This window comes from Streptomyces sp. NPDC059201 (assembly GCF_042754585.1).
GTDB lineage: Bacteria > Actinomycetota > Actinomycetes > Streptomycetales > Streptomycetaceae > Streptomyces.
The window spans coordinates 58,770-80,464 of sequence record NZ_JBHZBB010000003.1 but is presented as its reverse complement, the minus strand read 5'-3'; the positions used below and the strand labels follow the sequence as shown (position 1 = coordinate 80,464).

Here is a 21,695-nt window from a genome sequence, read left to right as displayed (position 1 = left end):
GGGTCCGGAACGGTGGCGTCGCTTCGGCCCATGCGGCGACGCATGCCCCCGCCGACGGGCGGGCGGCAGCCGAGCCGTACTCGAGGCCGTTCAATCCAACCGTGCCCGGGCAGGCGCCGAGAAGCCGGCCGACGAGCCCGGCGGTGAGCATCGCGGCGACGCCGATGCCGGTCGGCATCATGGCCCCGGAGGCCACCTCGTACCCGGCATGGCCGGAGTGCGCGATGGCCGGTCCACCGATGAGCAGGCTCGCGTCGCCGTCGAGAGACCAGAGCCGGCCGCTGAGCGCGAGCTGCCAAGATCTCGACTCGGGTCCCGTGCCGTCAGCTACCCGGTTCGACCTGGTGATCGTGGGCAACGGAGACGCTGCGACCAAGTACGGAGGCGCCGCGTACACGAGTCTCGTTACCGTCGTGGGCGGCAGCGCGGCATCTACCGCCCGTGGCAGGACGCCCTGATGCCCAACATCAACAAGCCCGCTCAGCCCAGCCGCCATCAGCACCCGAATCGGCTGACCGCCCCGCCATCGCTGGCACCCGTGGCCCGAGAACACGCCCGAGCCGCGCCGAGCGCAGCCGTGTACACGTACCGTTCTGCTCGTGGTGACACCCGATCAGGAGCCCAGTGCCCGCGCCAGGAGCTCGCGGCGGTGGTGGGTGTCGGTCTTCGCGAAGACCGACTTGAGGTGGTCCTGGACCGTGTGCGCGGACAGGGACATCGCGTGGGCCGCCGTGGCGGTGTCGGCGCCTTCGGAGAGGAGCACGAGGAGTTCCGTCTCGCGTGCTGTCAGACCGTGGGCCCGGCAGAACACGTCCAGGCGGTCGGTGGGGGTGGTCTCCTCGATCGTCACGGCGATCTGCTGCTCGGACCGTGGCACCCCAGAGTCACGGCTGTCGTCGATCCGGGCCGCGCGCAGCGTCAGCCACAGCCCCTCGGCGAGGTGTACGCGCGCGCGTGCCGGGTTCGGGTCGATCCCGGCCTCGCCGGCGAGGAGCTGTGCGGCCACGTTGTACGCGGCCGCAGGAATCGGCGCCCGGCCCTCCTCCGGCGGGATCAGGCTCGCCAGATAGGCGGGGGCCTCGGGCGTCAGGCCGCGGACCCGCAGGTCGGGCCCGAGCAGCAGCACCAACGGCCCCGGACGCCTGGCACCCGGCGCACGGACCGGAAAGGCCGCGGCCTGGGAGCGCCGCAGGGCCCCGGTGACCGCCCCGGTGACCGCGTCCAGATAGGCCAGGTCCGTGACGTCGAACTCCGCGCCGTACCGCCACAGATCCAGGAATCCCCAGCATCCGAAGCGGTCGCGGAAGACGGCCGACGCCACGTCCCGTACCCCGGCCGGGCGCAGCAGCTCCGCCCACAGCGGCCCCCTGTCACCTTCCGGGAGCCCGCTCAGCGCCGCGGCACCCGAGAGGGAGGTCCAGCGGTCGGCGGAGGTGAGGTACTTGAGACGGATCAGCCGGGGCAGCTCCGGCAGGAAGGGGACCCGCGCCACCGGCGCACACCCCACCGAGGTCACCGGATCGGTCAGCAGGAACGCGAAGGCGTCGACGCCCAGCAGCCCCCGGAACTCGCGCAGCAGACGCACCCGGAGCGCATGGGCGTCCCCGCCGGCCGCGCAGATCCGCAGGACGCGCTCGCGGGAGCGCGCGTGGGAGGCGGGCAGAGCCATGGACGGAGCGTACGGCCCGATACCCCAGAGATCTGGGATGTACGCGACCGGGCGCCGTCACTCACTCTGGAAACGGCCCCGGACATCGCTCCCGGACCCCCGCCGAGGGGAAGGAGGAGCCATGATCACCCTGCACATCGAGCACGCGATCACCGACTACACCGTATGGAAGCAAGCATTCGACCGCTTCGCCGAAGCCCGCCGCGACGCCGGAGTCCTCCGGCACCGGCTGAGCCGCCCCGTAGACGACCCCGCCTACATCCTCGTCGACCTGACCTTCGCCGACGCCGAGCGAGCCGAGACCTTCCTGAACTTCCTCCACACCCACGTATGGCCGAGCCCCGCGAAGGCACCCGCCCTGATCGGCACACCGGTCACGCGTCTGCTCGCCACAGAGGAGGAAACCTGACGCCGCCCCCTGGGCCTCACAGCAGGCAGCCATCACCTACTCACACGACACCCGTGAACCGGTGAACCTGCCCGGCCGCAGCACAATCGTGTTGACCCTGCGCAACAGCCAGTGCTTGAGTCGGCGCGTGGACAGCACTTCCGCCAACCGGCGGTTCTGGAACCAGATCAGCAGCGGCTACCAGGACAAGCACGACCCGCAGATCGGCGCAGCGCCCCGGCTGTGGGGCACGTACGCCATCCCCGACGCGCGCCTGCACGCGCTGGGTGACGTCACCGGCAAGCGCGTCCTCGAACTCGGCTGCGGCGCCGGGCAGTGGTCGAGGGCGCTCGCCGCCGAGGGCGCCACCGTGATCGGGCTCGACCTTTCCGAAGCCCAGCTCGCCGCGGCAGCCCGCGCGATGGGGGCGGCCCGCTACCCGCTGGTGCAAGGCGCCGCCGAACACCTCCCGTTCGCCGCCGAAAGCTTCGACCTGGTGTTCTGTGACTACGGCGGGCTCAGCTGGGCGCCCCCGCACCTGGCCGTTCCGCAGGCCGCACGCGTCCTGCGCCGCGGTGGGCGCCTGGTGTTCAACGTCGCCAGCCCATGGTTCGAAGCCTGCTACGACGAAGCCGCCGGCCGCGTGACCACGACGCTGCACCAGGACTACTTCGGGCTGGACACCATCGCCGAAGGCCAGGGCGCGGTCAGCTATCAGCTCACCTACGGCGACTGGATCAAGGTCCTGCGCAGCGCGGGTCTCGTCATCGACGACCTCATCGAGCCACGGCCCGACCCCGGAACAGCCAACGGCTACAACCGAACCGATCCGCCGGACTGGGCCCACCGCTGGCCGGCAGAGATGCTCTGGGTCACCCACAAACCGTTGCTGTGAACATGGGGATCTCTGGTTTCAAGCCGTCTTTCCTGGTCGGCGTCGATGCGGTTCGGAGGGCCCACGGGCCGCGTCTGGCGGCGTTGGCCGGCAGGAGGCTGACGGGGTTCGCGCTGGTGCGGTTCGCCGAGGACGGGGACTGGTTCGCCGATTGCCCCGTGGTGCTGGACTTCGAAGGTGTCCAGGTCGAGGTCTGCCACGGGAAGCTCGACGAACTCTCGATCGGCTGGGACACGATCGACATCACGTCGGACATTGCCGGGTGGGATGAGGCCGAGTTCACCCCGCAGTGGTCCGACAGAGATGAGCGCCTGGAGCCTTTCGTCGGCCGGCAGTTGGGAGAGGTGGCGCTCCTTGAGTGGCGGCCGACGGGACCTGACCTGGCGGCCGGAACGGTGGCGGTGGAGTTCGCCTTCGCCGGTGGCTCCCTGCGGATCGTCAACGGCCTCGACGAGAACCGTATCGAGGTAGGTGCGGCCCACCCGGAGTATGTCCGGTACGCGCTGGGGCGCTGACAACGACGCCACGGCCTCCCTCCACCCCCGTGCCCGCCGCTGACGGGGAATCAGCGACTGTTCGTCGGTGGGGTTCCGTCGCGCCGGGCCGAGCGGGATTCTGGGGGCATGAAGACTACGGGGCGGGTCCTCAGAAGGCTGTTGGGCGTGACGGGCGGCGTGTGGGTGGCCGTCGAGGTCGTGGACGGGTTACGGATCGGCGGCACGGAAGTCGAGCGGGTGGGAACCGCGGTGGTTCTCGCCGCCGTGTTCACCGCCGTCGTCATGCTCGTGCCCCTGCCCCTCACCCGCATGCTCGGGCGGGCGATGGTGCGGAATCAGCGGCGCATGGCGGAGGAGCCCGACTGGTCCACCTCCGACTGGGAGTTCTTCGCGCCGATGCGCCGGCACTTCCTCTACGTCGGGCTGGGCATGGTGCTGGCGGCCGTGATGCTGACGGTGGTGGGGCCGGCCGGGCTGTGGGCCGGAGCGGAGCTCGGCTCCTGGCTCGGGCTGGACGTCGAGCTCGACGGCGGACTCAAGGACATCGTCGCCGTCAGCCTCGTCGTCTCCGCCGTGGAGACGGTGCTGCTGCTCGTGCTCGCCGTGCCGGTGAAGCGCCGCCGCGCCGGAGCCCTGCGTTCGCTGGCCGGCTTCCTCCTGTGCCTCGGGGGCCTGGCGCTCGCGGCGGCGTGGCTGGACACGGTGGAGGCGACCGGAACACCGTGGCTGACGCTCGCCGTCGTCGCCGCCCTCTTCCATCTGCGGTTCCGGCTGACACTGACGCTGCCCGTGCCGGGCGTCGCGTCGCTGATCCTGGTGTCGATCAACGCGCTCGTGCTCTGGCTCATCGTGTGGACCACGGGTCTGCTGTACGTCGACGGCTTCTGGCCCCTGATGGGAACGGTCGCTGTGATGTGGGTGGCGGAATGGCCCAGCCGCCTAGCGAACGCCGCCGAGGAAGCCCGCAACAACCCACCCCAGCCCCCGCCCGACCCCTTCTGGCCGGACCACCACCTGCCCCAGCACCCGATGTACTGACCGAAACCCCCTCACGCAACGGGCGGCTCAGGGCGGGAAGGCCAGGGTTCGAGGGGATGACCCCACGCGATGGTCACGGAACGCTATATTCCGGTTACTATGAGGACGAACACCTTAGCCCTGGCGGCGGCCTCGGCCGCCGCCGTTCTGCTGTCGCTCCCCGCCCCGGCGCATGGAGCGCGGACAGCCGCCCCGCACACGTGCGAGAAGGGCGAGTCCGACTCGCGCGGCCGGTCATCCGTGGACGGCACCGAGATCGCGTGGGACGACGAGTCCAGGTTCGATGACGCGCGCACGCACGCGGTGAAGGTCTGGACGGCGGGGACCCTCAACTGGGTGAAGATCGTGCTGGACGGGGCGTCGACGTACGCCGACGTGGAGTGGCGGGACGCCAACAGCGCGACCGGTGAATGGCTCGACGTCTACGGCAAGTGGGCGGCGCGCCACGGCACGGACCACTTGCTGCTCAACAGGGCCTATCTGGACGCCGGGAAGAGGTACGGCAAGGACGAGCACCGCAGGCGGGTCGCCGCTCACGAACTGGGCCACGCGCTCGGTTTCTGCCACAAGGAGTATGGATACGGGATGTATCCGTCCCTCCTGTGGGCCGACTACCGCCACATCTCGGGCAAGAAGATCAACGGCCCGACCGAGTCCGACGTCAAGGCGTATCACGCACTGTGGGGATGACCATGAAGAAGAAGACGACGGCCCTGGCGGCAGCTGCCCTGGCCGCCGGAGTGCTGGTAGTGGGCGGCTGGTTCGGCTACCACCAGTGGACGGAACCACTAGGAGGCCACGTGCTCCGCGGCTACGACGCCACCAACCCGGAGAGCACCGCACCTCGTACCGAGAACGTGTTCACCGGACGAGTGAAGGCGTTCGAGGAGCAGCGAGACGTAGAGGGATGGACGCAGGACGTCTACCAGGTCGAAGTCGCCTCAGTCCTGAGGGGAACCGTACGCGGGACGGTACGCGTCACGTACGGCCTGGACGCCGGCACCACCGCCCGCCTCAAGGAAGGAACCACATACGTATTCGCCACACACGCCTGGGCGGACGTGACGAAGAACGGCCACGCGCATCTGTACGAGGGCGAGATGAACCCCGTGGACGACGCGGAACTCGCGGTCTGGAGAAAGGCGGCCGCACTGCCGATGGTGTCGGCCCGGTAGAGATGAAGGAAGGGGAACCCGGCTCGGCTACCAGCACCTGGAGGGGGAGGTCAGCCCGGCGGTGCAACTGATCGTTTCAGAGTGACGAGGCTGCTGAGCGGAGCCGAGTTCAGCTCTGTGTATCGGTTAGGAGAGGCTGGGTGCTTTGGTCCAGACGTCGCCGCCATTGGCCCAGGTCGACAACCATTGCCGCAATGACGCGGTCGCGTGGCGCAGGCCGTCATGGGGGCCCTCGCCCCAGCTTGGCACCCAGCCGTCTGCGTCATAGAGCAGCACCGGGTTGCCGGCTGCGAGCAAGGACAGATGCCACTGCATCGTGCAGCCGCCCGACGCCAGGTACAGCCATGATCCGGGCAGCCCCGCCGCGCAGTCGTGTTCGTGCCTGGTGATCGAACAGGGCCAGTCGATCAGGTCCCCTGGCGCACGTCGGCCGTCGGTGAGCGAGGCCAGACCGCCGCCGGGCCCGAAGCCGCCGTCGCCGACCTCTGTGTAGACCCTCCGGAGGAGTGTCGGCAGAGGACGTCCGATGATGTCCTCGGCGGCTTCGACTTCAGGTGGCGTGACCGGCGGAAACAACGGTCCGCGCGGAACGTCAGCGAAGTAGGCCGCCACCTCCTCGGCTTGCGACTGGAGCACGATCATCCCATTACTACTGGAACCGACCGCCCGGCTCCGAATGTGCTCCAGATGCTCCGGGCCGAAGTGTTCCTCGATCCACGAGCGTGGGACCGGTGCCGTGTCGAACCGTCGGCCCGGGTCCCACGCGCGAGTACACAGCATGTCGATCAGCGCGTCGTCGCCCTCGGCAGCACCGGGTCCGGCAGGAAGTTCTTGACGGGACGACGCGGAGTCGCCGTGCACAGGGGACGTCATGCGCCGGGATCCTACTGCTGGGGGCGGATCAGCACGCACCTGGGACACCCTGCCGACCAAGATCGGCACGTGCGAAGCCCGCAGTTCAACTCATTCTGAAACAATCAGTAACTGATCGTTTCAGAATGAGTTCCGGCGGCGGCGAAGGCATATGAGGATGCAGGCCAGTTCGAGCAGGCCCTGGTGGAGATCGGCGCGCCGTTCGTAGCGGGTCCGGAGCCGTTCGAACTGGTGCAGCCAGGCGAAAGTACGCTCGACCACCCAGCGTAACCACCCAGCGTACCTTGCCCAGTCCGGAGCCGTGGGCGACGCCGCGCCGGGCGATCATCGGCTTGATGCCGCGCTTCCACAGCAGGCGGCGGTACTTGTCGAAGTCGTAGCCCCGGTCCGCATACAGATGCCGGGGCTTGCGTCGGGGGCGTCCCCGTAGTCCCCGGACGGGCGGAATGGCGTCGAGCAGCGGCAGGAGCTGGGTGACGTCGTGCCGGTTGCCGCCGGTGAGGGTGACGGCGGGCGGGGTTCCGTGACGGTCGACGATCAGGTGGTGCTTGGAGCCGGGGCGGGAGCGGTCGACGGGTGAGGGGCCGACGTGATCCCCCTTTGAGGGCCCGGACGTGCGACCCGTCCACGGAGCAGTCGTCCAGGTCCAGCAGACCCCCGCGGCGGAGTTCGGTCAGCAGGGTGGTGTGCAGGCGTGGCCAGACGCCGGCCTCGGTCCAGTCCCGCAGCCGGCGCCAGGCCGTCACGCCGGAACAGCCCAGAGTCTCCGCCGGGACGTCCCGCCAGGCGACACCTGTCCGTAGCACTAACAGGACGCCGGCGAGCGCTGTTCGGTCAGGAACACACAACCGCCCGGGATGTCGATGGCGTCGTTCGGGAGCGGGTGGCAGCAACGGGGCCACCCGCTCCCACAGGTCGGCAGGCACAAGATCGGCACGCACCCGGACACCTTGCCGACCAAGATCGTCGGGCACAAGACCCGCGGCATCTCATGGTGATTTGAGTGCAGGGTCTGGCGTCGTTCGCCGGATCGAGCGCTCAGCCTGAGGCGCCCTCCAGCGGAAGGTGGTCTCGGAGGTACTGCGACTGCAACCACTCCTCCTTCACGAAGAGCGGACGCGTCAGGCGCACTGCCCCGACCTGCTGCGAGCGCAGAAGAACCCCGAGATCAGTCAGGGAAAGCGAGTCGTCAGGCGTGTAGAGCACCCAGTTCCCATGCTCCGCAGCGTGGTCCAGCAGGAACTGCTGGCCCTGCTCCGGATCGCTTCCCGCCAGCGGGAAGCCAGACAGGAAGACCTGCGGACCGGTGACCGCATCCAGCGCAACGCAGGCGAGATGGCCCGCGTCGTAGAACGCTTTCACCCCATCCGGGAAGTCCTCCTGCGCATACGGACCGCCAACCCGTTCCTGCGGTCCAGGGACCAAAAGTGCTTGGGCGACCTCGGCTGGAGACATCCCGAACTGCAACGGACCCACGCCGGCTCCCGAGCGCAGCTCCCAGCACTCCCGCTCCGCATCCGCGCCCATCCACCCACTCCTACGTCCGACCGGTCCGGCTCTGCTTCTGTTGCTCAGGCCGTATGTACAGGGCCTTGGGCCAAGGTGCCAACACCGCTGCACAAGTGCCATGGGAGTGCTGCTTTCGGCCGGAGTCATTCTCAAACGATCAGTAAGTCGGCGGGCGGGAGGCACTTCCCGCGTGTCGGCGGCGACCAGGGCGGAGCTCGTAACCAGAAGCGGCTACGCCGAGTTTCCCGGGCATGACTCACCGATTCGACGCCCTGTTCGGCGGCATCCTGCATTCCGCGCGCGAGATCCTGCCGGAGGAGTCCGTCCTCGTCCTGGAGCGTAAACTCCGCCAGATCCATGTCGAGCGGCCTGACCTGGAGGTGTTGGAGGTCGTGAACATGGCCTTCGACGTTCTCTCGGGGGAGGCGGTTGGCGCCCGCATCGCCATGGAGGACGAGCGCACGCGGGTAGAAGAAGCGGCTGCCGCCGCGGCCGCCCGCGCTGCGTCCGAGCAACGCATCACGAAACGTGTGTACGAGCTCGATTGTCTCGAAAAGCAGTATCCCGGGAGGGCGACCATGGCCGAGGTGCTCGCTGCCGCCGGCATCTCGTGGGCTTACCTCGGCCTCACCGAAGAGGACGGCCTCCTCGTCGAAGAGATTCGCCGCAGCTTGAGGTAAGGGCAGCGCCGTGGCTGCTGCCCCGACAGCAGGGCGCGCCCATACCGGGTGTCGACGGACCCCAGTTGGTGCCGCCTGGACGACTACCCGGTCCGCCGTTGCCCCTGCCTGTACCGCCCTCACCCGGTCCGTGGCGGGCGCTCCTCTACGTCCAGGCGTACGACCGGCGGCGGGATGAGTGTCCGGGTGTACCCCTTCCTCGTGTACGAGGCGTGTTGCTGGTGAGGGGCTGATTCACCACCTTCCTTCAGGTCTGGCCGTGGTGCTGGACGACGCCGCGGGTGGAGAACGTCACCGGGTCGCCGCTCGTGAAGTCGCCGGGGGGGATGCCCGGGTGGTGGCCCTGATCCGGGGGCTGCTGCTCGTCGTGGGCGCTGAGGGTGAGGCGCGAGACGATGCGGTAGCGGTCTCCCCGGTAGAGCGAGTGCACGTACTCGACCGCGCGGCCGCGGGAGTCCGTGGTGAGCCGCTCGAAGAGGAGGGCGGGGGAGAGCTCGGGTACGTCGAGGAGGTCGGCTTCGGCGCGGGTGACGACGGTCGGTTCGATGGACTGCACCGCCTCGCTGACCTGGACGCCGTGGTGGTCCCGGAGGTGCTCGTAGAGGTCGCCCTGCTCCAGTTCCTCACTGGTCAGGCCGGGCGCGAGATCCGCGCGGACGTGCAGGTGCTCGATGGCCACGGGGGAGCCGTCCACGAGACGCAGGCGGGCGACGTAGAAGATCTCGGCGGCGGGGGAGACGCGGAGCTTGCGGCTGACGCGGGCGCCGGCCGGGAGGGTGCTGAACTCCAGCAGTCTGCTGGTCCACACGCCGCCGGCCTGCGGAAGGCTGAAGGAGTTCCGGTCGGAGATCAGCTCCTGCGTGATCTTCTCCGCGGCCACGAACATGCCCCGGCCGTGCTCGCGGACCAGCAGGCCCGCGACGACCAGCTCGTCGACCGCCGCGCGCAGGGTGGGGCGTGACACGCCGAGTCTGGCGCAGAGGGTGCGCTCGGACGGGATGGCGTCGCCGGGGCTCCGTGCCTCGATGAGTTCGAGGATCGCGTCGCGGACCCGCTCGCGTTTGAGCATGGCGCCGGAGGCTGCCGCGTCGATCTCCATACGGGCTCTCGTTCGTCGTCGGGACGTCTGCTGGTCAACTCTAACTGGTCCACTGGTCAGATCGCATCACTCGTGCAGGTCTCGGGCTTGCCGACCGCTTCGGGGCGTCCTACTGGTCAAAGTCCGTCTGCACGCCAGGGGTTGACGGCTTCATTGGTCCATGCCACCTTCATCCCGCATCAACTGGTAAACACCCGGCGGCAGATTGGTCAGGTCCGGGTTGCCCTCCCGTTCCCATGCCCCTGCTCCAGTACCCGCCTGCTCCCGTACCCCCTGCCCGCGTACCCCCCCGCTCCCCAGAGGTGAACCGTGAAGCACCGCCCCCCTCGCCCTGCTCGGCGCCATGCTGCTGAGTACCGGCCTCGTCGCCTGTTCCTCGTCCGGGGGTGCCGACCAGGAGGCCGGCGGACCCACCGTCCTCGACGTCTGGCTGATGCGCGACAGCGTCTCGGACGCCTTCCAGAAGGAGTTCGAGGCCGGTTTCGAGAAGGCGCACCCGGACATCGACGTCAAGATCCAGATCCAGGAGTGGGAGGGCATCGGCGAGAAGGTCACCGCGGCTCTGGCCAGCAACGACGCCCCCGACGTCATAGAAGTGGGCAACACCCAGGTCGCCCAGTACGCCCAGAGCGGCGGACTGACCGACTTCACCGACAAGGTCGCCGACCTCGGTGGCGAGTTCTGGCTGGACGGCCTCGCCGAGCCCGGCGCCTGGGAGGGCAAGCAGTACGGCATCCCGTACTACGCCGCCAACCGCGTCGTCATCTACCGCACCGACCTCTTCCAGAAGGCCGGTATCGACGCCACGAAGATCAAGACACGTGACCAGTGGCTCGCCGCCACGGAGAAGCTCGACCAGAACGGCGTCCAGGGAATCTACCTCCCCGGCCAGAACTGGTTCGCCCTCGCGGGCTTCATCTGGGACGAGGGCGGCGACCTCGCCCTCCAGGACGGCGGCGCGTGGAAGGGCGGACTGGACAGCCCCGAGGCGATGCGGGGCATGGACTTCTACAAGAGGCTCCAAGCGCTCGGCAAGGGACCCAAGGACTCCGACGAGTCCCGCCCCTTGCAGGCCGAGGTCGTCGCGAAGGGGCAGGTCGCCCAGGTCATCGCCACCCCCGGCGGCGCCGCCACCATCGCGCAGAAGAACCCCACGCTCAAGGGCAAGCTGGGATTCTTCCCCATCCCGGGCAAGACCGCCGACACACCGGGAGCCGTCTTCACCGGCGGTTCCGACCTGGTCGTCCCCGTCACCGCTCAGCACCAGGACCAGGCGTACACCTTCATCAAGGAGCTCACCGGCGACGCCTGGCAGACGAAGCTCGCCCTCGCGATGAGCTACGTCCCGAACAAGACCAGCCTGGCCACCGCCGTCGCCTCCGACCCCGGCGCCGCGGTCATGGCCGTCGGTGCCGCGAACGGGCACGCGACCCCCAACACCCCTCAGTGGGCCGCGGTGGAGGCGAAGAACCCCATCAAGGACTACATGACGGCCGTGCTCACCGGCCGCGACGCGAAGGCCGAGGCCGCCAAGGCATCGCAGTCCATCACGACCACGCTGAACAGCGGCTCCTGACGGATGCTCACCGTCTTCGCCCGCCCCTCCTCCCGCCCCTCCTCCCGCTCCTCCTCCCGGCGTCCGCCCCGCGTGCGCCCCCTCGCCCTCGGCCCGTACCTGCTGATCGCACCAGCCGTCCTGGGCATGCTCTACCTCCTGCTCTATCCGTTCGGCCGGGCCCTGCTCATCTCCTTCCAGGACTTCCGGCTGCGCGAACTCATCAGAGGCGACGCCGAGTTCGTGGGGTTGCGCAACTACCAGACCCTGCTGAGCGATCCGAGGTTCTGGGACGTCGTCCGCCGCACGTTCCTGTTCATGGCGATCAACGTCGTCACCATCATGATCCTCGCGACGCTGGTCGCGCTGATGATCGAACGGCTCGGCAGGATCGGCAGAACCGTGGTGCTGAGTTCGCTGGTCCTGGTGTGGGCGGTGCCCGTCGTGGCCGCCACCACCGTCTTCCAGTGGCTGTTCCACTCCCAGTTCGGCATCGTCAACGAAGCCCTCACCGGCCTCGGCCTCACCTCCTTCGAGGGCTACACCTGGTTCGCCGACGGCACCGCCGCCTTCGCGATCCTCATCGCCCTCATCGTGTGGCAGTCCGTGCCGTTCGCCGCGATCACCCTCTACTCCGCCCTCACCACCGTGCCCGAGGAGCTCTACGAGTCCGCCCGCCTCGACGGCGCCGGCGCGTGGACGATCTTCCGGTCGGTGACCTTCCCCCTCGTACGCCCGATCTTCATGCTCGTGCTCTCCCTGGAGGTGATCTGGACCTTCAAGGCGTTCGTCCAGATCTGGGTCATGACCCGCGGCGGGCCGGGTGACGCGACCACCATCCTGCCCGTGTACGCCGTGCAGACCGCACTCGCCGGCCAGCGCTACGACCTGGGATCGGCCGCCTCCATGATCACCCTCCTGCTCATGAGCGGCGTCCTCGTCCTCTACTTCCGCCAGCTGTTCCGCCAGGAAGGGGAGCACCTGTGACCACGCTCCACGCCGCCCCACGGGGACGGGTACGCGTACGGGTCAGGGCACGAGTACAGGCACGGGCACGCGCCCTGCGCCGCCTGCGCCGGGTGCCTCTCCTCGCGGCCGCCACGCTCACCGTCGTCTGCTGCCTCTTCCCCGTGTACTGGATGGTGGCGACCGCCTTCAGGCCGTCCCGCGACATCCAGTCGTACGACCCCGAGCTGATCCCCCGGGAGTGGACCCTCGACCACTTCCGTACGGCGGTGGGCGCCGACGGCTTCGCCCTGTTCTGGCGCAACAGCATCCTGGTCACCCTCGGAGCCGTACTGCTCTCCCTGGTCGTCGCGCTCGGCGCCGCGTACGCCGTGGCCCGGCTGCGCTGGCGCGGCCGCCGTCAGTTCATGCTCGCGGTGTTCATCGCGCAGATGGCGCCATGGGAGTCACTCGTCATCCCGGTCTACATCATCTCGCGCGACACGAACATGCTGGACCGGCTGCCCACCCTCACCCTCGTCTACTTCATGATCACCCTGCCCTTCACGGTCGTCGTGCTCCGCGGCTTCATCGCCGGCATCCCGCCCGAACTGGAGGAAGCGGCACAGGTCGACGGCTGCACCCGCGTCGGCGCCTTCCGCCGGATCGCGTTCCCCCTGCTCGCACCGGGACTGATGGCCACCTCGCTCTTCGGCTTCATCACCGCCTGGAACGAGTTCACCTACGCCAACTTCCTCATCATCAAGCAGCAGGACAGCCGCACCCTGCCGGTCTGGCTCTCCTCCTTCCAGACCACCTTCGGCACCGACTGGGGCGCCACCATGGCCGCCTCCACCCTCTTCGCCCTCCCCGCGCTGCTCGTCTTCCTCGCGCTCCAGCGCCACGTGACCTCGGGCCTCACCGCCGGAGGAGTCAAGGGGTAGCCGACTCGCTCGCCCCGCCCCGCCCTGTACCACCCCACCCCACTCCCGCGTCCCGCCGAACACCGGAGACACCGCCCGTGGACCAGCCGCAACCTGTACTCCTCCCACGCCCTGAACCCGCGCATCCCGCACATCCCGTACACCCACGCCCCGAACTCGCCCTGGTTCCCCGCCCCAGCCGGCTGTCTCCCCGCCCCGGCCGGTACCGCCTCGACGACACCACACGCCTCAAGGTCGCCCCCGGCGCCGAAGCCGCCGCCGAGCTCCTGCGCACCTACCTCACGCCCGCCACGGGAGCGCGCCTGGAGCACGCGGAGGACGGCACCTTCGTCCTTGCCCTCGATCCCGCGCTCACCGGACTCGGCGAAGAGGGGTACGGGCTCACGATCTCCGCCCACGGGGTACTGCTCCGGGCGGCGCGTCCCACCGGACTGCTGCGCGGAGTCCAGACAGTCCGCCAACTCCTCCCGTACGAAGCCCTGGTCGCGCCTCCGCCCGGCGGAAGTGTCGAGCTGCCCGGTGTGGAGATCACGGACGTGCCCGCCCATCCCTGGCGCGGCATGCTGCTCGACGTGGCCCGGCACTTCCAGCCCGCCTCGTACCTGCGCCGCTTCATCGATCTCCTCGCCCTGCACAAGCTCAACGTCCTGCAACTCCACCTCACCGACGACCAGGGCTGGCGGATGCCGGTGGAGGCGTACCCCAGGCTCACCGAGATCGGCGGCCGGCGGGCGCGGTCGATGGTCGGCCCGGCGGGCAGCGACCGCTTCGACGACCGCCCGCACGGCGGCTCGTACACCCGGGCCGAACTCGCCGGCGTCATCTCCTACGCGGCGGCCCAGGGCATCACGGTCGTACCGGAGATCAGCACCCCGGGACACGTGCGGTCCGCGCTCGCCGCCTACCCCGAACTCGGCAACCGCCCCGACCGGCCGCTCGACGTCTGGACCCACTGGGGCGTCTGCCCGAACGTGCTCGGTGTCGGCGACCACGTCCTCGACTTCTTCCGCACCGTCCTGGACGAGACGATGGACCTCTTCCCCTCGCCCTCCCTCCACATCGGCGGCGACGAAGTCCCCACCGGGGAATGGGAGTCCAGCCCGGCGGCGATCGCCCGAGCCGCGCGGGAAGGACTGTCAGGACCCCGCGCACTGCACGGCTGGTTCTTGGGGGAGATGGCCGCCCACGTCGTACGGGCCGGCCGCCGCCCGGTCGCCTGGGCCGAGGCCGGTACGACCCTGCCCCTGTCCTGCGCGGTGATGAGCTGGCGTACCCCCGAGCACGCCTGGGCGGCGGCGCGGCGCGGCCACGAGGTCATCCACGCCGACCACCGCTCCACCTACTTCGACTACGCGCGGGACGTCGGCCCCGACGAACCGCCCGCCCAGCCGGGCCACGCCACCGACCTGCGCACCGTGTACGGCGCCGACCTCCTGCCGCCGCACGACGAGCCGGCGCTCGGCGCGAAGTCCCTTGGCGTACAAGGGCAGGTGTGGACGGAGTTCGTCCCGACACCCGCGCACATCGAATACCTCACTTACCCCCGCCTGTGCGCCCTAGCCGAGCGGGCGTGGGCCTCCAGCGACGACTGGCGGGACTTCCGGACCCGGATGGACGGACACGGAGCGAGGCTCACCGCGCTCGGCGTCCCGCACGACACCCTCCGGAACCGGACGGCCCACGCTCCCGCGTGACGTGGTCGCAGCTCCACCGCACACCCACCGCGATCCCTCCCGCCGGCCGGCGGGAGCGAACGAAAGGAAACGTCGGATGAGTACCCGTACCACCAGCCGTGGCACCCGGGCGGCCCTCGCCCTGACCGCCCTCGTCGGCAGCGCGGCCCTGGCCACCCTTCCCCTGACCACCGCGTCCGCCGCCCCGGGCGACGGCCTGGCCGTCCAGTACCGCACCAGCGCCGGCGGGGCCACCGCCGACCAGAGCGAGCCGTGGTTCAAGGTGCGCAACACCGGCACCACCACGGTGCAGTTGAGCCAGGTCAAGCTCCGCTACTACTTCAAGGCCGACTCGCCGACCGCCCAGTACCGCTTCGCCTGCTCCTGGGCCGTCAAGGGCTGCTCGGCGATCACCGGCACCTTCGGCACCCTCGCCCACCCCACCCCCACGGCCGACCGCTACCTGGAGATCGGCTTCACCCCCGGGGCCGGCACCCTCGCCCCCGGCGCCGACACCGGCGACATGCAGCTGCGCTTCCACCAGTCGAACTGGCAGAGCCTGACCCAGAGCGACGACTACTCCTTCCAGGGCGCCCCGACCTCGTACGCCGACTGGACCAAGGTCACCGCGCAGCTGGCGGGCGTGAACGTATGGGGCACCGCCCCGGCGGGGAACGAGCCGACCGACCCGCCCACCACGCCGCCGACCACCCCGCCCACCACGCCTCCCGGCGCCGGCAAGACCCTCTTCGACGACTTCTCCTACGCCTCCCACACCGACCCGGCCCTCGCCTCCCACGGCTGGAGCGTCCGCTCCAACTCGGGCGGCCCCGGCGTGCCCGGCGCCACCTGGGACCCGTCCAAGGTCACCTTCGTCAACCAGAGCGGCAACACGGTGATGAACCTGGAGACCTCCAGCGCGGGCACTGGAGCCAGCACGACCCACACCGAAGTCCTCACCCAGGCAACCAAGTTCAGGAACGGCACGTACGCGTCCCGCGTGAAGTTCTCCGACGCGCCCAAGTACGGCCCCGACGGCGACCGGATCGTCCAGACCTTCTTCACCATCAACGACCTCAAGGCCCCGATGGCCGACGACTACGCCGAGTACGACTTCGAGTACCTGCCCAACGGAGGCTGGGGCGAGCCGGCCAACATCCTCTACACGACCTCCTGGGAGACCTACAATCCCGACCCGTGGCAGGCGGTCAACCAGCACAGCGAGAGCCGTACCAGCTTCGCCGGCTGGCACGACCTGGTCGTCACCATCGACGACAGCAAGATCACCTACTACGTCGACGGCGCCCTCTTCGGCACCCACGACGCCGCCTACCTGCCCGAACGGCCCATGTCGATCAACTTCAACCAGTGGCTGATCGACCTCAACGGGCAGACGTCCACCACCCCACGCGCCTACGACCAGCAGGTCGACTACGTCCTGCACGTCAAGGACCAGGTACTGACCCCGGCTCAGGTCGCGGCGAAGGTCTCTGCTCTGCGTGGCGCCGGTACCAGCTTCGTGGACGAGGTCCCTGCTTCCTGACACGCAAGGCCGGCGTGCGGGTCAAGGAACCGAGAACGGCAGGGCGGGGACCAGTGGACGGGGTCCTCGCCCTGACCGGGGAACCGGGATGGCTGCGCAGGGCGCTGACCTGGCCGATGAACCCGTCCTTCGCGTCGCGGTTGATGTCGGCGATGGCGGCCAGTTCGCCGGTCGATCCGGTCGAACCGCGCCTCGCGGTCTTCCCCTCGGCGGCGTCGGTGGGGAAGTGGCTAGCGACCCACGACGACCGCTGGCGCGCGCCCACCCGAGCCACGGAGGAACGGCATGAAGCCGCCACGATTCGGCAGGGCGGGCCGACCTGACGCAGCCAACAGAGCCAACAGAGCCAAGGGATCGGTCCGGCCCGCCACCACCGCCGCGACCGGAAGCCGAGGCGACACCGACCCAAGCAACGCGACCAGCGCCTCCGGCCCCGCCCCGTCCAACCGCACGGCGGACTCCCTCGGCGTGGCAGCAGGCTGCTACGGCCTCGCGATGTCGGTGTTCGGCACCACGCTGAGCCTGTTCCTCGCCGATGCCGTAGGCGCCGGGCCGGGACTCATCGGCCTGTACTTCACCGGGTGCGCCGTGATCGGCCTGGCCATCAACCTCACCGTGGGCGGGCTGTCCGACCGGCGGATAGCGCTCGCCGCGACCGCCCTCGCGGGCGTCGCCGGAGCCCTGGTCTTCACGGGCGCCAGGGACTACGCGCTGGTCTTCGCCGCGGGCGCCGTACTCCTCGGCCTCAACGAGGCGTGCATCTCCCAGCTCTTCGCTTACGTCAAGGAGTTCGCCGACGCCACGGCCCGAGAGGTCACCCCGTCCAGCTCCGCGGTGCGGTCGGTCTTCTCCGTCGGATGGGTGATCGGCCCACCGGTCGGTCTCTTCCTCCTGGCGCACGCGGGCTTCGGGCGCATGTACGCGGGCGCGGCGGCCCTGCTCCTCGTGACCGCCGTACTCGGCCGCTGGTTCCTGCCCGCCCTGCCACGCCCCACGCCAGAGGAAGGCACCGGAGGGCGCCACGGCTCCGGCATGCGCCAGATCCTCGCCATCGTGCCGCGCCGCAGTTGGCTCCTGCTCGGCAAGGTCACCGCGGGCAACGTGGCGAACCAGATGTACCTCATCGCCGTCGCCCTGTATGTGACCAAGGACCTGGGCCTCCCGGCGTCCCTGGTCGGGGTGATGGCCGGAGTCTGCGCGGCCCTGGAGATCCCGCTGATGATCATGGTGGGCCGGGTAGCCGACCGGCTCGGAAAGATGCGCGTCGTGACGGCAGCGGTGATCCTCGCCGCCGTCTTCTTCACGCTGCTGCCACTGGCCGACTCGACGCCCGCACTGATCGCCCTCCAGCTCCCCAACGCCCTGTGGATCGCGGTGATCTCGAGCAGCCCGATGGTGCAGGCGCAGCAGGAGATCCCCGGAGGCACCAGTGCCGTCTCGGCGCTCTATTCGTCCACCTTCCCGGTGGCCCAACTGTCGGCCGGCGCGCTGACCGACGTGGCCGCCGCACAGGCGGGCTACCGCAGCGTCTTCTGGATCGGCGCGGGGCCTGTGCGCGCTAGCCGCCGTCCTCCTGCTCCTCCGGAAGGTATATCCGTCAGACGAAGATTGGAAAGATCTGACGTGACGATTCGTTTCGTATCGGTCGTAGGCGGCGACACCGCCCTGCTCGACGCCGCCGCCATCCACTACCGCGATCTCGGTGTCGACCCGTTCCACATCGTCCGCCACATAGAGAGCTGGGAGGACCCCGACTTCCAGCGATCCCTGGACGTGATGGCGCGGCACGGGCTCGCCTTCGCGGCCGTGCACCAGGGCCCATGGGACGAGGACCTCAACGGCTACCTCATCCAGGCGCAGATGCGACGCCACCCCAAGGACTGATGGCTCGTCGCCGACCTCGACGAGTTCCAGGTCTACGACCGACCACTTACCGAAGTCATCGCGGCGTGCGAGAGCGGCGGATACGACTACGTCAAGGGCGCCCTGCTGGACCGTGTCGCCGCCGACGGCGGCCTGGTCGCCCTGAACCCGGACGAGTCGATCTGGACGCAGTACCCGCTCGCCGGCCTGGTGACCCTGCGCCTGCCGGGCGCCGGCTCGTCGAAGGTGACCCTGGCCCGCGGTGATGTACGCCTCCACCTGGGCCAGCACGGGGCGGACACGGGCCGCCTCATGCCCGCCGAGGATGCCTTCCACCAAGTGCACCACTTCAAGTGGAACGACTCTGTGCTCCCCAGACTCGTCCGCCGCGAACAGGCGTACTCCTCCGGCGACTGGCACCTGACCTACCCGGACACAGTCGACGAGTCCCGCCGCATGCTCCGCCACCTGGAGGCCAACGGCGGCCGCATAGACATCACCGCCCCGGAGCTCGCGCTGCACCCCTGCGGCAGCGCCTACACGGACTACGAGCCATGGCCGGAGCTGGTCCCGCAACTCAAAACCATCAGATAGGCCCCGCAAGAGCGGCCCTCGAACACGCCCCGACCAACCCGACGAAAGGAACCCAGGAACGCGTACGACGACACATGACCACGACACGGCAAGCCGTACACAGACGAGGCGACGACGCACGGGCATCCGGACCCGGCCCCCCGCTAGGGCCTGTCCGATGGGTCGTATGAGCTGTTCAGTGGCCTACGGTGCGCTGAACGAAGGGGGCCGCATGGCACGCGATATAGCTGAAGCAGAGGCGGGGATGAAGGGGATCACGTTTCCTGCCTGGCACGGAAAGCACTATGTGACGCTGGCTGAGCTACTGGTTCGCCTCGGCAGCTTCGGCCTGGACCTGACCTGGCGCGTCGGGTTCGACGAGACTGTCGATCCCCGCTGTGTCGAGATGGAGAGACGGTCCGCCGACGCCGGCATGGACACGTTGACCTTGTTGTCGCTGACGACCCCCTTCCTCCAGTTGATCGACGCCGAAGCACGTGGGTTCGCCGAGAACAGGCTGGTGCTCGTCGTGACCGAATTCGACAGTTCCTCCTGGGACGTCAGGGCTGTCGCCGAGTGCGTACTCAGCGAACTTCGCCACCACTATCCGGGTGCCGAGGATCTCTGAACGGGGCACTTCACTCCGGACGCAGCCGTAGGCGGATCGCCGCCACGGTGACCGTTCCGTGGAAGACGTACGCCCGTTTGTCGAAGCGCGTGGCGATGGCGCGGAAGCTCTTGAGCCGGTTGATGGTCCGCTCGACTTCGTTGCGGCGGCGGTAGATCGCCTTGTCGAACCCTATGGGCCGACCGCCTTGGCTGCCGCGGCGCCGGCGGTTGTCCCGATGGTTTCTCGGCTCGGGGATCGTGTGCTTGATCTGACGTCTGCGCAGGTAACGCCGGTTGCGGCGTGACGAGTACGCCTGATCGCCCCCGACATGATCGGGCCGGGTGTGCGGTCGTCCACCAGCCTGCCGGGGCACGCGGATCTCTTTCAGTCCCTGTGCGGGCGGGGATGGTCCTACCGCCACCGGATCCTGGAACCCAGCGCGCGCGAGAGGGACTCGCCCCGCTCGTTCTCCGGGAACAGCCAAAGCGGCACGGAGGGCAACCCGTCCTCAAGCCGCACGCCTGCCCGGTGGAGCCGTCCAGGACATGGCCAAGGCGAAGCCGAGGTCATCGAACCGGGCCCCAGGGAAGACACTCCCGTAGAGGTCGCGAAACTGCTCGCGCGAGAGATAGCGGTCGCTGAGAAGATGCGCCAGCCACGGACGGCTGTGCCAGAAGCGCAGCTGGAACCACGCATCCCGAAGCCCCACACGTCGGATCTCGCCGGAAAAGCCCCACAGCGCGGGCCAGGTGTACGCCTTCCGCGGCGGCGTCGGATACAGATCACACACATTGTCGACGAGCGCGACGGTGCCACCAGGCCGCACGAGCCTTTTCAGGTGCTCCAAACCCGCGCGGTAGTCCTCCAGATGGTGCAGCATCGTATGGCTGTAGACCAGGTCGAAGCCGTCCTCGTCCTCGAGTTCGAACAGATCCTCCACCAAGTAACGCACGTTGAACCGTGCCCTCTTGGCCCTCGCGATCTCGATCAGAGGCCCGCTCAAGTCCAGACCGATGACTTCCTCAAAGCTGTCCGCCAACGCCTCGACCGCACGCCCCGAGCCGCAGCCGGCATCCAGAGCACGTTCCCCCGTCAAGTCAAGACCGAGCAACCAGGCAGTGTTCTGCCCCGGAAGCAGGCTCACGAAGCGGTGGTAGTCGAGGGCGAACCGGTCGAAGGACTGGGGGTCAGCCATCTGCGTCATACCTCTCCCGTACAGCCCTGTGCATCGTCAACTCCCTACATACCATGGTCGCGGCCGACGGCCCCGAGACGATCGCGGCAGCCCTCGGCTGCACAGAGAAGGCGAGCCCTGACGGTCAGGCGGTGGCGCCTGGTCCACCCGTACGAGGCAGCGGAACCCTGCCCATGCCTCCAGCTGCCCGCCTACGGAGTTCCCCTCTCTGAACAGCTGGGACAGATGCCGACGGGGGAAGAGGCCCGCCCAGCAGCGCAACGCCCAGACGCGTTAGACCGTCTACCCGGAAACCGATACGACGCGAGCGCGGACGCGCTAGCCTCCGGCGCACCCAGCCGTGGCGCCGCCCATGAGGCACCGCCGCCGAGACCCCCGTACGTCCAGCCGAAAGGACAGGCCATGAGCCAGCAGGAACGTGTCGTCCTTCCCCACAAGGAGTGGCTCGCCACCCTCACCCGTGCCTACGCCGGCACCTCCGTGCTGGTCACCGACACGGAGAACCGAGTCCTCATCGTCAAGCCGACGTACCGCACCGGGTGGCAGTTCCCCGGCGGAGTCGTGGACAAGGACGAGTCCCCCGACGAGTGCGCCCACCGCGAGCTCCTGGAGGAAACCGGCCTCGACCGCCCCATGCGCGGCATCGTCGCCGTCACCTGGTCACCGCCCGGCAAGCGCCTCGACCTCCCCGCCATCAACCTCGTCTTCGACGCGGGAACCGTCCCCGCCGCAACCGCCGTGACGCTCCAGGAAGACGAGCTGGAGGCATACAAGTGGGCAACACCCGAGGAAGCCGACTCACTGCTTCTGCCCTCAGCAGCCTCCCGGATGCACGCCGCGCTGACCGCCCGCGAGACCGGCATCGTCCCGTTCCTCCCCAGCGGCAACGACTGCTGACCACGTCATGGAGCGGGGAAAGCCGGCCGGTAGAACGGTCCAAGACCTTGACGACATCACCGAGCGGATCGGAG

At 69.2% G+C, this 21,695-nt stretch carries 22 protein-coding genes and 2 pseudogenes; 17 read left to right on the top strand and 7 right to left on the bottom strand.

Annotated features, from left to right (window positions below; translation table 11 throughout):
- Positions 1-613: 613 nt before the first annotated feature.
- Positions 614-1,669, bottom strand: coding sequence for a LuxR C-terminal-related transcriptional regulator (locus ACFXMG_RS10745; RefSeq protein WP_383814845.1), 1,056 nt, complete (start codon positions 1,667-1,669; stop codon positions 614-616).
- 121 nt (positions 1,670-1,790) lie between these two features.
- Here ACFXMG_RS10745 and ACFXMG_RS10740 point away from each other — a divergent pair, with 121 nt between their 5' ends.
- The 6 genes from ACFXMG_RS10740 to ACFXMG_RS10715 all read left to right on the top strand — a co-directional run bounded on the left by ACFXMG_RS10740 (position 1,791) and on the right by ACFXMG_RS10715 (position 5,662).
- On the top strand, positions 1,791-2,078 hold the full coding sequence (locus tag ACFXMG_RS10740) for a hypothetical protein (RefSeq protein ID WP_383814847.1): 288 nt from the start codon (positions 1,791-1,793) through the stop codon (positions 2,076-2,078).
- A gap of 127 nt (positions 2,079-2,205) precedes the next feature.
- Complete coding sequence (locus ACFXMG_RS10735) at positions 2,206-2,952, top strand: class I SAM-dependent methyltransferase (protein WP_383814849.1); 747 nt, start codon at positions 2,206-2,208, stop codon at positions 2,950-2,952.
- 2 nt (positions 2,953-2,954) lie between these two features.
- Positions 2,955-3,467: a hypothetical protein gene (locus ACFXMG_RS10730; RefSeq protein ID WP_383814995.1), complete on the top strand. Its 513-nt coding sequence runs from the start codon at positions 2,955-2,957 to the stop codon at positions 3,465-3,467.
- A 108-nt stretch (positions 3,468-3,575) separates the two neighbouring features.
- Positions 3,576-4,487, top strand: coding sequence for a hypothetical protein (locus ACFXMG_RS10725; protein ID WP_383814851.1), 912 nt, complete (start codon positions 3,576-3,578; stop codon positions 4,485-4,487).
- A 99-nt stretch (positions 4,488-4,586) separates the two neighbouring features.
- Positions 4,587-5,177 (top strand): hypothetical protein, encoded by a 591-nt coding sequence (locus ACFXMG_RS10720; protein ID WP_383814853.1) that lies wholly within the window; start codon positions 4,587-4,589, stop codon positions 5,175-5,177.
- On the top strand, positions 5,174-5,662 hold the full coding sequence (locus ACFXMG_RS10715) for a hypothetical protein (RefSeq protein ID WP_383814855.1): 489 nt from the start codon (positions 5,174-5,176) through the stop codon (positions 5,660-5,662). The genes ACFXMG_RS10720 and ACFXMG_RS10715 overlap by 4 nt, the downstream gene beginning before the upstream one ends.
- A 126-nt stretch (positions 5,663-5,788) precedes the next feature.
- On the opposite strand, the gene ACFXMG_RS10710 is transcribed toward ACFXMG_RS10715, so the two are convergent.
- The 3 genes and pseudogenes from ACFXMG_RS10710 to ACFXMG_RS10700 form a co-directional block, all read right to left on the bottom strand.
- Positions 5,789-6,535, bottom strand: coding sequence for a hypothetical protein (locus ACFXMG_RS10710; RefSeq protein ID WP_383814857.1), 747 nt, complete (start codon positions 6,533-6,535; stop codon positions 5,789-5,791).
- 120 nt (positions 6,536-6,655) lie between these two features.
- Positions 6,656-7,476 (bottom strand): annotated as a pseudogene (locus tag ACFXMG_RS10705) (IS5 family transposase).
- 97 nt (positions 7,477-7,573) lie between these two features.
- Positions 7,574-8,062, bottom strand: coding sequence for a hypothetical protein (locus tag ACFXMG_RS10700; protein ID WP_383814859.1), 489 nt, complete (start codon positions 8,060-8,062; stop codon positions 7,574-7,576).
- A 233-nt stretch (positions 8,063-8,295) separates the two neighbouring features.
- Between ACFXMG_RS10700 and ACFXMG_RS10695 the strand changes: the two genes are divergently transcribed.
- Positions 8,296-8,724: a hypothetical protein gene (locus ACFXMG_RS10695; protein ID WP_383814861.1), complete on the top strand. Its 429-nt coding sequence runs from the start codon at positions 8,296-8,298 to the stop codon at positions 8,722-8,724.
- 247 nt (positions 8,725-8,971) lie between these two features.
- On the opposite strand, the gene ACFXMG_RS10690 is transcribed toward ACFXMG_RS10695, so the two are convergent.
- Positions 8,972-9,823, bottom strand: a complete 852-nt coding sequence (locus tag ACFXMG_RS10690; protein ID WP_383814863.1) for a GntR family transcriptional regulator — start codon at positions 9,821-9,823, stop codon at positions 8,972-8,974.
- A 343-nt stretch (positions 9,824-10,166) separates the two neighbouring features.
- On the opposite strand from ACFXMG_RS10690, the gene ACFXMG_RS10685 reads away from it, so the two are divergent.
- The 9 genes from ACFXMG_RS10685 to ACFXMG_RS10645 all read left to right on the top strand — a co-directional run bounded on the left by ACFXMG_RS10685 (position 10,167) and on the right by ACFXMG_RS10645 (position 19,547).
- A complete protein-coding gene (locus ACFXMG_RS10685) occupies positions 10,167-11,399 on the top strand; it encodes an extracellular solute-binding protein (protein WP_383814865.1) in 1,233 nt (410 codons plus the stop codon).
- A gap of 3 nt (positions 11,400-11,402) precedes the next feature.
- Complete coding sequence (locus ACFXMG_RS10680; protein ID WP_383814867.1) at positions 11,403-12,365, top strand: carbohydrate ABC transporter permease; 963 nt, start codon at positions 11,403-11,405, stop codon at positions 12,363-12,365.
- A gap of 74 nt (positions 12,366-12,439) precedes the next feature.
- Positions 12,440-13,267: a carbohydrate ABC transporter permease gene (locus ACFXMG_RS10675; RefSeq protein ID WP_383814997.1), complete on the top strand. Its 828-nt coding sequence runs from the start codon at positions 12,440-12,442 to the stop codon at positions 13,265-13,267.
- A 161-nt stretch (positions 13,268-13,428) separates the two neighbouring features.
- Entirely contained in the window at positions 13,429-14,961 is a 1,533-nt protein-coding gene (locus tag ACFXMG_RS10670; protein WP_383814999.1) for a beta-N-acetylhexosaminidase, read from the top strand.
- A 76-nt stretch (positions 14,962-15,037) separates the two neighbouring features.
- Positions 15,038-16,483 carry a cellulose binding domain-containing protein gene (locus tag ACFXMG_RS10665; protein ID WP_383814869.1) on the top strand — a complete coding sequence of 482 codons (1,446 nt, stop codon included), beginning with the start codon at positions 15,038-15,040 and terminating at the stop codon, positions 16,481-16,483.
- A 53-nt stretch (positions 16,484-16,536) separates the two neighbouring features.
- Positions 16,537-16,806: a hypothetical protein gene (locus ACFXMG_RS10660; protein WP_384900721.1), complete on the top strand. Its 270-nt coding sequence runs from the start codon at positions 16,537-16,539 to the stop codon at positions 16,804-16,806.
- A gap of 145 nt (positions 16,807-16,951) precedes the next feature.
- The gene (locus ACFXMG_RS10655; RefSeq protein WP_384900719.1) at positions 16,952-18,367 is read left to right on the top strand and encodes a sugar efflux transporter; all 1,416 of its coding nucleotides are present in this window, start codon (positions 16,952-16,954) and stop codon (positions 18,365-18,367) included.
- Between the two features lie 189 nt (positions 18,368-18,556).
- Positions 18,557-18,940 (top strand): hypothetical protein, encoded by a 384-nt coding sequence (locus ACFXMG_RS10650; RefSeq protein ID WP_383814873.1) that lies wholly within the window; start codon positions 18,557-18,559, stop codon positions 18,938-18,940.
- Between the two features lie 211 nt (positions 18,941-19,151).
- On the top strand, positions 19,152-19,547 hold the full coding sequence (locus ACFXMG_RS10645) for a hypothetical protein (protein WP_383814875.1): 396 nt from the start codon (positions 19,152-19,154) through the stop codon (positions 19,545-19,547).
- A gap of 10 nt (positions 19,548-19,557) precedes the next feature.
- Here the strand turns inward: ACFXMG_RS10645 and ACFXMG_RS10640 are convergent.
- Positions 19,558-19,917 (bottom strand): annotated as a pseudogene (locus ACFXMG_RS10640) (transposase); the annotation flags it as partial.
- 120 nt (positions 19,918-20,037) lie between these two features.
- Positions 20,038-20,724, bottom strand: a complete 687-nt coding sequence (locus ACFXMG_RS10635) for a class I SAM-dependent methyltransferase (protein WP_383814877.1) — start codon at positions 20,722-20,724, stop codon at positions 20,038-20,040.
- A gap of 402 nt (positions 20,725-21,126) precedes the next feature.
- Between ACFXMG_RS10635 and ACFXMG_RS10630 the strand changes: the two genes are divergently transcribed.
- Positions 21,127-21,621 carry an NUDIX domain-containing protein gene (locus ACFXMG_RS10630; RefSeq protein WP_383814879.1) on the top strand — a complete coding sequence of 165 codons (495 nt, stop codon included), beginning with the start codon at positions 21,127-21,129 and terminating at the stop codon, positions 21,619-21,621.
- The last annotated feature ends 74 nt before the right edge of the window (positions 21,622-21,695 follow it).